At 63.6% G+C, this 14,783-nt stretch carries 14 protein-coding genes; 4 read left to right on the forward strand and 10 right to left on the reverse strand.

From position 1 onward, the window contains the following. Positions 1 to 354: 354 nt before the first annotated feature. A complete protein-coding gene (locus QFZ94_RS07845; RefSeq protein ID WP_410850170.1) occupies positions 355 to 1,245 on the forward strand; it encodes a 2OG-Fe(II) oxygenase in 891 nt (296 codons plus the stop codon). Positions 1,246 to 1,376: 131 nt separating this feature from the next. Here the strand turns inward: QFZ94_RS07845 and QFZ94_RS07850 are convergent, their stop codons facing one another. The 8 genes from QFZ94_RS07850 to QFZ94_RS07885 all read right to left on the reverse strand — a co-directional run bounded on the left by QFZ94_RS07850 (position 1,377) and on the right by QFZ94_RS07885 (position 9,482). Beyond that, positions 1,377 to 2,384 carry a response regulator gene (locus QFZ94_RS07850; RefSeq protein WP_368583119.1) on the reverse strand — a complete coding sequence of 336 codons (1,008 nt, stop codon included), beginning with the start codon at positions 2,382 to 2,384 and terminating at the stop codon, positions 1,377 to 1,379. Continuing rightward, entirely contained in the window at positions 2,384 to 3,508 is a 1,125-nt protein-coding gene (locus tag QFZ94_RS07855) for an ATP-binding protein (RefSeq protein WP_368583121.1), read from the reverse strand. The genes QFZ94_RS07850 and QFZ94_RS07855 overlap by 1 nt, the downstream gene beginning before the upstream one ends. Positions 3,509 to 3,516: 8 nt before the next feature. Continuing rightward, on the reverse strand, positions 3,517 to 4,872 hold the full coding sequence (locus tag QFZ94_RS07860; RefSeq protein WP_410850168.1) for a sensor histidine kinase: 1,356 nt from the start codon (positions 4,870 to 4,872) through the stop codon (positions 3,517 to 3,519). 22 nt (positions 4,873 to 4,894) lie between these two features. After that, on the reverse strand, positions 4,895 to 6,286 hold the full coding sequence (locus QFZ94_RS07865; RefSeq protein ID WP_368583123.1) for a class I SAM-dependent methyltransferase: 1,392 nt from the start codon (positions 6,284 to 6,286) through the stop codon (positions 4,895 to 4,897). A gap of 576 nt (positions 6,287 to 6,862) precedes the next feature. Continuing rightward, positions 6,863 to 7,270: a DUF2000 domain-containing protein gene (locus tag QFZ94_RS07870; RefSeq protein ID WP_013092622.1), complete on the reverse strand. Its 408-nt coding sequence runs from the start codon at positions 7,268 to 7,270 to the stop codon at positions 6,863 to 6,865. A 44-nt stretch (positions 7,271 to 7,314) separates the two neighbouring features. Beyond that, positions 7,315 to 8,160 carry an AraC family ligand binding domain-containing protein gene (locus QFZ94_RS07875; protein ID WP_429456102.1) on the reverse strand — a complete coding sequence of 282 codons (846 nt, stop codon included), beginning with the start codon at positions 8,158 to 8,160 and terminating at the stop codon, positions 7,315 to 7,317. A gap of 115 nt (positions 8,161 to 8,275) precedes the next feature. Then, positions 8,276 to 8,803 carry a hypothetical protein gene (locus tag QFZ94_RS07880; protein ID WP_429456103.1) on the reverse strand — a complete coding sequence of 176 codons (528 nt, stop codon included), beginning with the start codon at positions 8,801 to 8,803 and terminating at the stop codon, positions 8,276 to 8,278. 82 nt (positions 8,804 to 8,885) lie between these two features. After that, positions 8,886 to 9,482, reverse strand: a complete 597-nt coding sequence (locus QFZ94_RS07885) for an isochorismatase family cysteine hydrolase (protein WP_368583126.1) — start codon at positions 9,480 to 9,482, stop codon at positions 8,886 to 8,888. 175 nt (positions 9,483 to 9,657) lie between these two features. Here QFZ94_RS07885 and QFZ94_RS07890 point away from each other — a divergent pair, with 175 nt between their 5' ends. Then, positions 9,658 to 10,653 (forward strand): aldo/keto reductase, encoded by a 996-nt coding sequence (locus QFZ94_RS07890; RefSeq protein WP_368583127.1) that lies wholly within the window; start codon positions 9,658 to 9,660, stop codon positions 10,651 to 10,653. Positions 10,654 to 10,746: 93 nt separating this feature from the next. Beyond that, complete coding sequence (locus tag QFZ94_RS07895) at positions 10,747 to 11,145, forward strand: hypothetical protein (protein WP_429456104.1); 399 nt, start codon at positions 10,747 to 10,749, stop codon at positions 11,143 to 11,145. Between the two features lie 10 nt (positions 11,146 to 11,155). Here QFZ94_RS07895 and QFZ94_RS07900 read toward each other — a convergent pair whose 3' ends face one another. Beyond that, entirely contained in the window at positions 11,156 to 12,796 is a 1,641-nt protein-coding gene (locus QFZ94_RS07900) for a DHA2 family efflux MFS transporter permease subunit (protein ID WP_429456105.1), read from the reverse strand. A gap of 203 nt (positions 12,797 to 12,999) precedes the next feature. Between QFZ94_RS07900 and QFZ94_RS07905 the strand changes: the two genes are divergently transcribed. Continuing rightward, positions 13,000 to 14,241, forward strand: a complete 1,242-nt coding sequence (locus QFZ94_RS07905; protein WP_429456106.1) for a cystathionine gamma-synthase family protein — start codon at positions 13,000 to 13,002, stop codon at positions 14,239 to 14,241. Between the two features lie 66 nt (positions 14,242 to 14,307). On the opposite strand, the gene QFZ94_RS07910 is transcribed toward QFZ94_RS07905, so the two are convergent. Further along, positions 14,308 to 14,676 carry an NUDIX hydrolase gene (locus QFZ94_RS07910; protein ID WP_368583131.1) on the reverse strand — a complete coding sequence of 123 codons (369 nt, stop codon included), beginning with the start codon at positions 14,674 to 14,676 and terminating at the stop codon, positions 14,308 to 14,310. Between the last annotated feature and the right edge of the window lie 107 nt (positions 14,677 to 14,783).

Consider the following 14,783-nt stretch of genomic DNA (forward strand, 5'->3'; position numbering starts at 1 on the left):
GCGTTGTCATCAGTCGAAGCCCTCGGGTCCTGCTGTTATGAAGACGTAAGAAACCAGGACGCGGCTTCGGTGTGGGGCATGCGTGAATGTAGCCGGCTTGCGCCGGGCTTGAGTTACAGGGGTGCAACATGTTGGCGGGTGAAAGGATCGGGGGTGTCGATCACGCGGCGCGCGGGCGGCGGACATCCGCATCGGCCGAGGGTTGAGCGCGGCGCGGCATCGCAACATGCGGTAACAGACGACAGCCAAACGAAAACCGGTCCGTCCGTGCAGAATCGTCACATTCGTCCGATATGATCGCGAGCCAACGTTGCGCGCGCCGCGACTGTCACGACACCCCACTATCTCGCCCCGATGTCCATCACCGTCAATTTCCCCGCCGAAGTCCGCGACTGGATTGCCGCCAATCTTTCGCGCGGCGTCGCGCCGCAAGCGATCGTCAACGAACTGGTGAGCCGCAACAACGCGGCCGAGCTGGCCGCGGCGATGGTCGAGGCGGTCGCGTCGGCATTCGTGCACGGCATGGCGCTGCCCGGCGACAAGCTCGAAGTCGGCGGCGCGCCGCTCAGCTACCAGCCCGAGCCGCTGCGCGTACCCGACGGTCCGCTGATCCAGCTCGGCGAGCGCAAGGTGCGCGTGCTATCGCGGCTGCAACGGCCGGCCGCCGTGCACCTCGCCAACTTCCTGAGTGCCGACGAATGCGAGCAGCTGATCGCGCTGGCACAGCCGCGGCTCGACCGCTCGGCCGTCGTCGATCCGGTGACCGGCCGCGATGTGATCGCCGCTCATCGCAGCAGTCACGGGATGTTTTTCCGTTTGGGCGAGACGCCGCTGATCGCGCGCATCGAGGCACGCATCGCGGAACTGACGGCGACGCCGGTCGAGAACGGCGAGGGCCTGCAGATGCTGCACTATGAGGAAGGCGCGGAGTCGACGCCGCACGTCGACTATCTGATGACGGGCAATGCAGCGAATCGCGAGTCGATCGCGCGCAGCGGCCAGCGCATGGGCACGCTGCTGATGTATCTGAAGGACGTGGAAGGCGGCGGTGAGACGGTGTTTCCGCAGCTCGGGTGGTCGGTGGTACCGCAGCGCGGGCATGCGCTCTACTTCGAGTACGGCAACCGCTACGGGATGTGCGATCCGAGCTCGCTGCACGCGAGCACGCCGCTGCGCAGCGGCGACAAGTGGGTGGCGACCAAGTGGATTCGGACGCGGCGGTTTGTGCCGCGCATTCAGGCTTGAGAAGGATCGACCGAAGTCCGAACGGCTCGCGCGAGCCTTGGTCAGCTTCGCGCTGCTAGCCGAGGCAGGCTGCAGCGCGAAGCCAGTGCGAGTAGGGGCACGTCAGACGCCGCGCCCTCGAAGCAAGCTAATCAGAACTGCTCGATCCATGTGGCGAGGCGGTCAGCGGCAAACTCGCTACCGCGTTGCGCCGGCCGGAACGCGATCGCATTGCCTTCGCGTGCCGGCTGCAATGCACCGTCAGTGCCGTCGAGCCACAGCAGGCTCGCCAGCCATGCCGCGTGTCCGCTCGACACCGCGTTGTTGCCCGGCTCCGCGAGAAACTCCGCGAGCGTGGCCGGCTGGTCGCACACGAGACCATCGCCTGCGCGGCGCACATTGATGCCAGCCTCGGAAAACGCCCCGGCCAGCGCCGTCAGCGCGTCACTCGCGGTCACGTTCGCGCCGCCGTGCCGGTTGCGCAGCGTGGCGAGATGCGCCGCGACGGCATGACCGAACGCGCCGCTGCGGGCACTCTCGGCCGCGATCAGGTCGGAATAGTCCTGCAGCAGCCAGTCCGGCTCGGAGTTCGGCACTTCGGCGAGCACCGCCGCCGCAAGATACGTCTCGACCGGCTGGAAGCGCTCGGGCCCGATCAGCGTAGCCGACAGCGAACGCACCAGACCAATCCGCGTGGCGACCACCTGCTTTTGCAGCACGCCCAGCTTCTCGCGCACCAGCGTGTCGCGCTCCTTGCGCAGCTCGGCCAGTTCGAGCGCCTGCTTCAGCTCCATGCGCAGCGCCGTGATGTCCCACGGCTTCTTGATGTAGCGATGGATATGGCCGAGGTTGACGGCCGCGACGGTCTGATCGATTTCCGAATACGCGGTGGTCAGAATCCGCACGACATGCGGAAAGCGCTCGCTCGCATAGCGCAGCAGCTCGTTGCCGAACTCGCCCGGCATGCGCTGGTCGGAGACGAGGACGCCGACCCGGTCGCCGTGCTCGTCGAGCAGCGCCTTGCCCTCTTCCACCGAGCCGCCAGTCAGGACCGGCGCCAGGCTTCCGATGGCACGCTGGAAGTACTTTACGGCAGTAGCTTCGTCATCGACGAAGATGATCGCCGGCGCCAACTCCTCTGTGGCTTTTGCTTCGTTCATCAACAACTCCTGTGCGTTTGACCTTTGATATGGGGGAAATCCAGCACTACGGTGGTGCCTCCCCCCGACGTGGACTCGATCCTGAGTCCGCCGCCACAGGACTGCATGACACGGTTGCATAGAATCAGGCCCAAGCCGTTCCCCCCGGATTTCGCGTGCGTTGTAATTGGGTCCGTCAACAGGCGGTCTTTGATCTCGGGCGGAATTCCGGGCCCGTTGTCACAGATGCCGATGCTCGGGTGGGGTTCCGTTGTTACGGTAAAGCGCACCGACGGCGACGGCACATCCGCGAGCGCGCGCAACGCGTTGGACAGCAGCGACGACAGCACGAGCGCCACGCAATTCGGCTGCGTGAGCACGGCAAAGTCGCTTTCGACGTCGACCTGCACCCACGAGCGCTGCGCGGTCGTAAACGGATACGTATCGAGCAACGCCGAGATCAGCCCATGCGCGGTGCTCTCGATACGCGCCTCATCGCCCTCCTGTTGCCGGCGCCGCCCGTTGTGCACCGAGCGCCAGAACGACGACACCACCGCCATGCAGTACTGCGCGCTCTCGCGCATCGATTTCGCGGCGCCGAGAATTTCGCCTTCGGCATCGCGCTCCGCGTCGGTGCGATCTTCGATGCTGTGCGCGTTCAACGCGATCGCCGCGAGCGGCGTGTTCAGTTCGTGCGCGATGAACGCGAGGGTTTCGTCGATCGCGATCAGACGCTGATTCTGCATCGCGCGTTCGTGGTAACGATCGAACGCCAGTTGCAGCGTATCGCGCACCGCCGCCGGCTTGAGCGGCTTTTCGAGGATGCGGAACACTTCGCCGGTATTGACCGTCTGCAACAGCATCTCGACGTCGGCATAAGCAGTGACCAGAATCCGCACGATGTGCGGATATTCCAGCGCCACCTGGCGCAACAGTTCGCCGCCGTCGCGCCCCGGCATGCGGAAGTCCGTGACCAGCACCGCGATGCGCGCACTGTCCTGCTCGAGAATAGCGATGGCCTCGTCGCTGCTGGTCGCGAGCAGGACCTCGTAATCGGCACCGACGGTGCGCGCGAAATATTTGCACGCCAACTCTTCGTCATCGACGTAGAGAAGAGTGGGCTGGGTCTGTCGGATGTCGTTCATGGTGTTTCTCAGGGTGCGGGCGACAAATCGAAACTGAACGCAGCCCAACTTCCCAGCTCGCTCTCAGCAAACAGCAGGCCGCCATGGCGCTCGATCACCGCATAGCTGATCGACAATCCGAGGCCCAGGCCCTGTCCCACTTCGCGGGTGGTAAAGAACGGTTCGAACACGCGCGCGATATTCTCCGGCGCGATGCCCGGCCCATTGTCTTTTACCGTCACGTGCAGGCGCTCTTCCGTCCATCTGACGTTGACGTGAATCGCCGGCGCGGGCGTGCCCGCCTTGCGCATCGCCAGCACCGCGTTCGACAGCAGGTTGATCAGCACGCCGATGATGGCCGCCTCGTCGCCCTGCACCAGCGTATCCGCGGGCAGCTCGCGCGTTACGGTGACGCCGCGCAATTCATGCCCGACGAGCCGGATCGCCGAATCGAGCGCTTTTTCGAACAGGAATGGTGTGCCCAGCTCCGCCTCGGCGCCGGGCTTGCGATACGCGAACGTCTTCAGGTCCGACACGATGTGCTGGATGCGCTGCATGCCCTGCCGCGCATCGACCAGGCATTCCTGCAGCGTCGGCTCCTTCTTCGCGATCGGCTCCTCCAGCGCAACCTCGATCGCCATCAGGCAGAAGTTCACCGGGTTGTTCACTTCATGCAGCAGGCCCGCCGCGAGCGTACCGATCGCCGCCATTTTTTCCTGCTGCAGCAGTTGGCCCTTGATGTCGAGCAACTGCCGATTGATCACTTCGAGCTCGGCGTTCTTCGCGGAGACCTCCGCGTTTTTCTCGGACACCTCGGCCTTCAGGCGAAACAGCATGAAGCGCACGCGTTCGTTGAAGAACGTGTAGACCGCACTCGCGGCCGCGGCGAACAGAAGCAGCAGAACATTGACGGTCATCGTGCCGAGCGGCACACCGCCATGCGGAGGCAACAGGCAGGCCAGCAGATACAGCAAGCAGGACAGCACGCCGAACACGAGGTTTTGCCACAAGCCGAATGGCAACGCAATCCCGGACGCGAAAATGGCCAGATTCAGGCCCATGTAGTAGGGCGACAGAACACCGTCGGTGCGCCAGATCATCCATGAAATCATCGCCTGCGGCAGCAGCAGCCAGGACAGCGTCAGCCATGGAGTAAGCCGTCGCCCCATGTCGGTGTCGAGCAAGGCGACGATACCGCCGATCATCAACGACACGAGCAGTCGCGCGAGCGCGAACGACGTCTGATACTGCGGATACTGCGCGTAATCCAGCCCCACGCCGAGCAGCACGAGCGCAATCGCGGTGCACGCGCCGCCCCGGCTGAACGTGACGCGAAAGTCGGCCAGCTCGGTTTGATAGCCGCTCTGCAGGGGACTGGTAGTCATGGACAGGGATGTCGACACGGTTTCAGAGGATCGTTGCTTCCGCGAACACATTCACCCCGGTCTCGTCGACGTAGAGCTTCTGGTCAGTGGAGTTGGGGGGAAGCAGCGAGCTCATGCCGCTCTCGTTCCGATAGATCAGGTACCACTCGAGCAGATGCTCCATCCCGTACTTCTCCGGATTCGCGGAATGGACGTTGGTGACCAGCAAGTGGCCGCCGGGTCGCGTGCGTGCGGCGAAGTAACTGAGCAGACGTGCGCAGACCTTGTCCGACAGATAGTCGAACAGACCGGCGCAGTACACCGCGTCGAATTCGCGCGCGGACGGGTCCGTTGAAATCTTACGCTTGAGCAGGTCGTGCACCGACTGATGCACCATTTGCACCGAGACTTTATGGCCCGCGGCGTGTGCCGAGCTGTCGATCGCGTCCTTCGTAAAAGCGAGCGTTTCCTCGCTGAAGTCGACCAGCTCGAACGACAGCAGCTCCGGATGCGGATACTCACGCACGAAGCGCTGGATCTCGAAAGCGGGCCCGCAACCGACGTTGAGGATGCGGAACGGTCTGCCGGCCGCACGCGCCGCCTCGGCCTGCCGCGTCAGAAAGTCGATCAGCAGCTTGATGCGGTTGCGGTGCGCGGTTGCGACCGCCGCCTGCAGGAACGCGGTATTGACGATCTGGAAGTAAGTGGTCGGCCCCTGCTGCGGATCGCTGAGGATCTGATTGACCATCTCGTAGTCGCCGGCATAGCCGAGCGGCTTCGTGAAGGTGCGGTAGACGAACGGCGCGCGCAGCAGCAACGGATGCAGCGCTGATTGCGCGTACGTGCGATGCACGGGTGCGATCTCCGCGTCGACGCGCTCGGCCTCTTCCTCGAGACGGTCGAGATAGAACTTGATCTTGAGCATGATCGGCGTGGCGAGCTCGTAGAACAGGTCCTCGCGCAGCCTGCCGCCTTCGCTCTTCGGCAAGCTCTCGGTCAGGTCGACCTGCTCCACCCAGCGCGACACTTCCGACAGGAACGCGCGCATCTCGTTCACGACGATCTGATAGTCGCGGCGGATATTGAAGCGCGCGTCCCAGTCGCTAATAAAGAGTTCTGCTTCCCGGCCGACCGACTTCGCTTCATTGGGCAGAACGCTCAGCTCGCGCCATTCGTCGATGAGTGCCAGTGAAACCACCGCGGTCAGACCGGTGTTCACCAGACTCACCACCACCGCCTTGCCGAGATAGGCATTCTTGGTGCCCATGCGCACGCTCAGCTCGCTTAAGACCTCGCTGACCTGCACGATGGAATAGGGGTTATAGACCTCCATGACCAAAGACTTTCTCTGGAGGTTAATGATCGTCCCACGCACATGCTCGCGCTGCGAGTTGCGGAAGCTGACCACCGGGTCGATTTGCGTTTGAGAGTACACGGTATTAGTACCTGAGGAATCCGGGAACGCAGCAGGGTGTTGGAGAAGTCCAGTGAATGGCTGCCGCACGCACGACACCAGCGACAAGTCGTGGACGCGTTTCAAACCAAAATTGAGCCGGAAACACCAAAGCCCTTTGCCAGAATGGCTCCAGCGGCTTGCAGTGTAACATCAACAGATTCAATTCTCACTGAGGTTAAATTCAGGTTGAAACGTATACGCAAGGTTTTCTTGCGAGCATGTCCATGCTATAGAAAGCCGTTTTTGCAAAGAATAGTTTGAAACGAGTTGGCGACCGCATTGGCGCAATCGCCGACAATTCGTTTCCCGACAAAGACTTGCAATCGCATTACCACGACGGCGACACGATCCGCTATAGAGGGGGTGCGTTACTTGCGCCTTTCCGATCTATGCCCGTTGGATAGACCGGCGCTTTGACGCAATACCGCTTCGAGACTCGAAACGATGTGAAATGAAGCGGCAATTGATGCCTTGTGCATTCGCCGAATAAGCTTTTTTTTGTTTTAACGCAATTCACGTCCGGCGCGGCAAACGTTTCTCTTTTCACTCGTCGACTCATTCGTGCAAGGCCAAACCTTTCACGGCCTTGTCGACGGCTTTCTTCGGTCCGTGCAGCGCAAGACCGACGAGGTCGAGATTCGCCGCGTCCTCGGCGCGAAACACTGCGCGGTTCGCCGCGTCATGCCCCGTCGAAAACATCGCGTGCACATACGGCACGATTCTGAGCTCGCGCGACAGCGCCTGCCGATGCGCACCTTGCAGACCGGAGCGGTCGGCGGCGAACACCATCATCGGCTGGCCGAGCATGCGGCCGTAGCGGTGCCCGGCGGCATCCTCGTAGGGCTCGCCCAGCGCATCGGGCGCCGCGGCCGCGACGCCGGTCGCGAGAAACGCGACCACATTGAGCTTCTGCCAGACCGCGAGATCGCTGCGCACGATCAGCGCCACTTTGGTATCGAACATGATGACTCCTCGTTGAGCCGCTCATGATCGACGATGCCGCGCGATCAGTCTGGAACGTTTGTGCACATCTGCCGGTACGCGGCTGGCGTCATCCGGTACGCGCGACGGAACCAGCGGCCGAGATGGCTCTGGTCGGCGAAGCCGACTTCGGCCGCGACCTGAGCGGGCGTGCGCCCGGCCGCGAGCAGGCGCCGCGCGGCGCGCAGGCGCAGGCGCACCAGATACGCGTGCGGCGACGTGCCGAACGCGCGCTGAAACAGACGCGTCAACCTGAACCGGTCGATGCCGGCAAGTTCGGCGAGTTCGTCGAGCCCGAGATTGCCGTCCATCTGTTCGTGCAACAGATCGCGCACCCGCGCGATCGCGGGCGACGCGGCGGGGTCGCCGGTGAGCGGCGCGTCGCGCAACTGTGCGCCGAGTCGCAGCAGCAGACGATCGAGCGCCTGGTCGCGCGCGAGCCGGCCCTCGTTGCCGTGAATCGCGACGAACGCCTGGCGGATCGCATCGACGAGCGCACGGTCATCGACGAGCGTATGGCCGAATGCCGCTTCGACGCCGGCCAGCCCCGGCAAGTCGAGCCGGCGCGCCGCGCGCTCGACCCAGGCTTGCGGCAGATACAGCATCGCGTACGTGAAGCCGCCCGCCTCGGGCGCGTGGCCGTCATGCAGTGCGCCGGGCTCGATCAGGATCGCGCGGCCCGGCACGCTCGTGTGCAACGACCGATGACATTGGAAGCGTTGCACGCCCTGCTCGGTGTAGCCGATCAACATGTCGTCGTGATCGTGCGGATCGTACGCATGGCCGCTGAAATGCGCGCGCAGACTTTCGATGCCGGTTTCGGCATCGCGGCAGGCGGTTAGCCAGTTGGCGGGATCGGGTGGAGTGAGCATGGGTTTGCGCTGGCCGGCCGCGGGCGATGCGGCCAGCGGATAGTGTACGGCAGCGTGGGAATCGGGATCGAGGCTCGCCAGCGCCAGGCGCTTGCGAAGCGAGCCGCGCCCGGGTTCACGGCTTCTTCGTGCGCGGCGGCCGGGCGTTGACGAACGGGTTGTAGCCGTGCGGGCTCGCGGGCCGATCCGGTTGTTGGTTCGCGCGGCGGCGCTTGCCGGATGGTTCGTTGCCGGACAATTGCGCAAGCAGTTCTTGCGATTCCGCTGCCGTTTCCGTCCGCGTTTCCGCCTGCGTTTCCGCTTCCGTTTCATCCGCCGGCGGTACGGCTTTTCTACCGCGTCTCGCGGGCTTCGGTTCGGCTTGCGAGGCGACGCCCGCGATGTGTTCGATCACGGACATGAAGGATGCCGATGCCGATCGAAGCGGCTGTCCGGGCAGCATCGTCAGCGCGACGATTTCGTGCAGTGAACGGCCATCTACGGAACGGCCCTGCACGGTGCCACGCCAGTCGACATTCGCTTGTGCGAAAGCGCCGACGACACGTTCGAGCACGGCCGGCGATAGCACCCCGCCGTCGTAGAGGCGGATGACGACGCCCTCGAAAATCTGAAACGAGCTGATGTCCGATGCTTTCGGCGCCACGGTTTGTCGCCTGGTGGTTGGTCTTGCGGTTTCGATCAGCAAATCACATGCCGAGGCGACGGGCCGAGTCGTCGGTATCGGTCTACGCGAGCAGCAGTAAAGCGTCCGCCAGTGACAGCACCGTGGTGCGTGAATCGAATGCGGTTGCAAACAGATGTTCATGGACCACCTGGTCCGGGTCGTAGCAGCAATCCTTGACCGTGTACAGGCGGAAGTCGGCGTCGCTCGCGTACGCGACCGAGGAAAGCACGACTCCGGTCGACGCGATGCCGACCATGATCAGCGAATCGATACCTTGCGCGGAAAGTCTCGCCTCCAGATCAGTGCCGAAGAACACGCTCGCACGATGCGCGATGACGAGCGGTTCGTTGGCCTGCTGGCCCAACTCCGGCGCGGTCCGGTCTTCGAGGAACAGGCCAAGTCTTTTGATTCCCTGCCCATTCCTGTTCAACGGGCTGACTTCCGGATAGCCCGGACTGAACCGGAGATTGGCGAAATAGACGCTGACGCCTTTGGCGCGGGCCGCGTCGCATAACCTGCGCGTATTGGCGAGCAACGCCGGCGCGACCGATGGAAACAGTCCGAGAATGTCGGTCTGGTAGTGCATCACGATGAGCGCGGTTCCCGATGGCGTGATGGCCTCGTTCGCGATGTGGTCAGAACCTGCGTTGGTTGTCATTGCGCCACCTTTATTCCGGTTCCACGTCCTGTTGTCAGAGCGGCCGTTTCGATGCCGTGGCAATCATACGCCCCCCGTCCGCTTGCTACACTACGTACCAAGGTCGCCGGCACTCCCGCAAGGGTAATGAAGCACCTGCGACGTAACTTCGCAAATACAGAGGATGAGCATCCAAATGACGCTTTCGACGAGAAAATTTGGTCGTACCGGCTGGAATGTGTCTGAAATCGGTTTTGGGGCATGGGCGATCGGCGGCTCGTGGGGCAGCGTTGCGGAAGATGACGCCAAGGCCGCGCTGAACGCCGCGCTCGATAACGGTGTCACGTTCATCGACACCGCCGATGTCTACGGCGACGGTCGCTCGGAACGGATCATCCGGGACGTGCTGCGGCAACGAGGCGGCGAACGTCCCATCGTCGCCACGAAGCTCGGGCGCCGACTCGACCCGCATGTGACCAGCGGCTATCTGAACAAGCGCGAACTCGAAGCGTTCATCGACCGGAGCCGCGCGAACCTCGGCGTCGACACGCTCGACCTGGTGCAACTGCATTGCCCGCCGACCGAGGTCTACTACCGTCCCGAAGTGTTCGACGCGATGGACGACTTCGTCGCCGCCGGCAAGATCCGCTATTACGGCGTGTCGGTCGAAAAGGTCGAAGAAGCGCTGAAGGCGATCGAATATCCGAATGTGGTTTCGGTGCAGATCATCTACAACATGTTCCGTCAGCGTCCCGCCGATCTGTTCTTCAGGCAGGCGCAAAAGAAAGACGTTGCGGTGATCGCGCGAGTGCCTCTGGCGAGCGGCATGCTCACGGGCAAGCTGTCTGCGGAATCGGTTTTCGCGTCGGACGATCATCGGGCATTCAATCGGCATGGCGAGGCGTTCGATGTCGGCGAAACGTTCTCCGGCGTGCCCTACGACGTCGCGTTGAAGGCGGTCGACGAACTGCGCGGCCTCGTACCCGTGGACGCCTCCATGGCGCAGCTGGCCCTGCGCTGGATCCTGATGGAGGATGCCGTCTCCGTCATCATCCCTGGCAGTAAAAACGCGGCACAGGCGGCGTCGAACGTCTCGGCCGCGAACCTCGCGCCGCTGTCCGACGAGCTCATGCAGCGGGTCCGGGAAATCTATCAGCACCATATCGCGCCCCACGTCCACCAGCGCTGGTAAAGGCAACGCGGTGGCGGCTTCGCCGCGGGCGCATTCGACATGCCGCGAGCACTCGGAGTAAATTGTGCTGGCACCTCGACTCTGGAGAACCTCATGACAGACATCGCACTTGCACGCAAAGATGCTTGCCTCGCAGTGGTTCATGCGGTATTGACGGACTTGAGCGACGACAGCAATCTGATCGGCGCGGCGCTACGGGTTGCGGATTACCTCGTCGATGATCTCGAAGGCAAGATCACCGAGACCGACGCGATCCTGCTCGCCGTCACCGCGCTAACCAAGGTCAATCGCGCGATTCGCGAGTGGAACGACGTGGATGGCAACGAGATGGACGCGATGAGAGTCGCGGACTTCGTCATCGATGAACAAATGAACGGGTACGACAGCGCAACCATTCCGCATCAGCCTACTTCGTCAGCGGAAAGAATCGAGGCGCGAGCGGCCGCGGTGATCCGGCCGACGGGGTCGCCGGCACGGCCCGTTCACCACTGAGTTTCGACTTTCACTGCGGGCGTGCTACCGCCGCCCGATTCATCGGCTGGAGGGTGGCCATCGCCAGCCCCGCTCCGGCGAACGCACACGCGGCGCAGACGAGCGCGACGGCGCGCAGCGCGTCGGTCATCGAATCGGCTTGCGCACGCGCCACGGCTGCGTCGCGCGGCGCAGGCGAGGCGCCCGCTGGCGCTCCCGCTTGGTCGACCGGCGCCAGCAGTTGACCGCTCTGGCGCGCATCTTGCGGTACGTGCAGTTCGTCGAGGCGCGCCGATAGCGCCGCGTGATGCGACCACACGAAGACGATGCCGAGCACCGCAATCGCCAGCAAGCCCGCCACGCGCGCAACCGCGTTGTTGATGCCGGACGCCACGCCTGTGCGGTCGCTCGGCACCGCGCCCATCACGGTCGTGGTGAGCGGCGCGACGGTGATCGTCATGCCGAGCCCGAGCACGACGAGCGCGGGGAAAAATCCAGTCAAGTAGCTGCCGCGCACGAACGGCAGCGCCAGCAGCGTGAAGCCCATTCCGGCTACGGCCGGGCCAACGGTCAGCAGCGCACGCGCACCGAAGCGGCTCGTCAGACCGCCGGTGAAGCGCGATAGCAATCCGATGATGAAAGGCACCGGCAACAGCGCCGCGCCCGCTTGGGTCGCGGTGAAGCCATGCGCGCGGATCAGCGTGAACGGCAGGAAGAAGAACGCACCGCCAAGGCCGAAGTAAAGCAGCAGGGTGACGAGGTTGGCACCGGTGAAGTCGCGCGAGCGAAACAGGTCGAGCGGAACCATCGGGTTGGGGCTGCGCGCTTCGATGATCACGAATGCGGCGAGTATCAGCACGCCGGCGCCAATCGCACCGAATACGAGCGGATGCGCGAAGCCACGCGCCGACGCCTCGGTCAGGCCGAAGGTCAGCGCGGCGAGTCCCGTGGCCGCGCTCAGTGCGCCGGGCCAGTCGAGCTGTCGAGGCGCATCGGCCCGGTGGCTGTTGGGCACCGCCAATATCGCGAGCGCGATGGTCAGCGCCGCAAGCGGGACGTTCAGGAAGAAGATCGCGCGCCACGACCACGCGTCGACGAGCCAGCCGCCCGCCACCGGCCCCACGGCCGACGTGCTCGCGCCGACGCCGGCCCAGGTGCCGATCGCCCGTCCGCGCGCGGCGTCGTCGAACACCGCGCCGATAATCGCGAGACTGCTGGGCACGAGCAGTGACGCGCCGATGCCCTGAACCGCGCGCGCGGCGACCAGCGCAGACGCATTCGGTGCAAACCCGCAAGCGGCCGACGCCAGCGTGAAAAGCCCGACGCCCGCAATGAACACCGTGCGCCGGCCGAGTTTGTCGCCCATCGATCCGCCGACCAGCACGAGGGAGCCGAGAAACAGCAGATACGCGTTGACGACCCACTGCATCGCCGCGACGCTCGCGCCGAGTTCGCTTTGAATGGACGGCAACGCGACGTTGACGACGGAGCCATCGATGAACGCCATGCTCGAACCAGCGATGGTCGCGGCGAGCGCGAGCCGCTTGCGCCGGCACGGCCGGTCAATCGTGAGGGGCTGTGTGCGGATGACGAGCTCGTCGCACGGACTCGCCTGTGCGGCAATGATGCGCGCCGTATTCGGCTTGCTGCCTGGATGATCCGGCATGGCCACGTTCCCTCCAGTGCTGATCCATGGAGACTTAAAGCCTGTGCGTGCCACCGGGGCTAGTCAACCCCGCAGCGCAACATCGCCGAGCGCGTTTTGCCCATTCGGAGCGCCCGGCGCCGCCCGGCGGGACGCTAAAGACTTCGCCGGCGCACGGTTACAGGCGATAATCGGTCGGAAGCAATCGATCTGAAAAAGGCGGAGAAGGAATGGACAAGCAAGGTTTCACCACTGGCATCGTTCACGGCGACAGAATCGCGGGCACTGAGCACGGCGCCTTGCGCCAGCCAGTTCATACGTCCGTGCAATATGGTTTCGAGCGCGTCGAGGACCTGATCGGCGTGTTCCAGGGCACGAAGAAAGGCGGCTTCAATTACGCACGGCAGGGCACCCCCACCACCGCCGCGCTCGAGCGCAAAATCACCAGCCTCGAAGAAGGCGTCGGCACGGTGTGCTTCAGCACCGGCATGGCCGGCATCACCGCGACGTTCCTCACGCTGCTGCGCGCGGGCGATCATCTGGTGTCGAGCCGCTACGTGTTCGGCAACACCAACAGTTTGTTCGGCACATTGCGGGCGCTCGGCGTCGAAGTCACGACCGTCGACGCGTGCAACCTCGACGACGTGAAGAACGCAATCCGGCCGAATACGCGCATGGTGTTCGTCGAGACCATCGCGAATCCGGGCACCCAGATTCCGGATCTGCAAGGCATCGGTGACGCGTGCCGCGAGCGCGGCATCGCATACGTGGTCGACAACACGATTACCTCGCCCGCATTGTTCAAGCCAAAGGCGGTCGGCGCGAGCCTCGTCATCAACTCGCTGACAAAGACCATCGCGGGTCATGGCGCCGCGCTCGGTGGCGCGGTGACGGATACGGGCCTGTTCGATTGGAGTGCGTATCCGAATATCGCCGACGACTATCGGCGCTCGGCGGCGAAGGATCAGGGGCTTCTGCAGATCCGCAAGAAGGGCCTGCGGGACATGGGGGCGTCATTGTCGTCCGAGCAGGCGCACTCGATCGCGATGGGCGCGGAAACGCTCGCCTTGCGCGTGAAACAGAGCAGCGACAATGCGCTCGCGCTCGCGCAGTTTCTCGAGGGGCACGAAGCGATCGGCAAAGTGTTCTATCCTGGCCTGAAGAGCCATCCGCAATACGAGATCGCTCAGACGCTGTTCAAAGGCGCGTCGTGGCTGTTGTCGTTCGAGTTGCTCAACGCGGATCGCATGATCGAAGTCGTCAACGCGCTCAAGCTGCCGGTCAAGGCGACCGGTCTCGGCGACACGCGCACGCTGATCATTCCCGTTGCGCCGACGATCTTTTTCGAAGCCGGGCCGGAAACGCGCAAGGCGATGGGCATTTCCGACGGCATGCTACGGCTCTCGGCAGGCATCGAGGATATCGACGACCTGATTGCCGATTTTGCGCAGGCGCTGAAGTTGGCGGCGTAGTTGGCGGGACTTTGAAATTGGAGCGAGGCTGGTGCGCCGGTCTCGCTCGCCTGACTGCCGGCAGGGCTACTTCCTGCGCCGCTGATTCATCAGCTTCACGATATCGGTTGTCGGCCCGCTAGTCACGAGGCGAGGAATATCATCCAGGTGAAACCAGCGACACCTGGATATTTCGTTACTCGGGCGAGCTTTGGCGCGATTTGGAATTTCGCAGAAAAACACGTGATGGTGCTTCTGCTTGCCGCGGAAGTCGAATAGGTGCTTCGCCGACTTCCCGGAGAGTTGTGTTTCTTCCTTGAGTTCCCGAAGTGCGGCGTCGGTGCGGTGCTCGCCGCGCTTAAGAATCCCGCCCGGCAAAGCCCACTTTGATGCACTACGTGCGACCAGAAGGATTCGCTTACCTCTGCGACAGATCACGGTGGCGCGCTTCTTCAAACCGAACTCCCACTTATGCCCTGGATGCTCTCAAGACGCTCACGACGCGGCGGCGTATCGGGCGTTATCAGACATAGTTGAGCATGCTAATACAGAACCGCAGAATG

Origin of the sequence: Paraburkholderia sp. JPY465, from assembly GCF_050436725.1 — a bacterium.
Taxonomy (GTDB): domain Bacteria; phylum Pseudomonadota; class Gammaproteobacteria; order Burkholderiales; family Burkholderiaceae; genus Paraburkholderia; species Paraburkholderia youngii.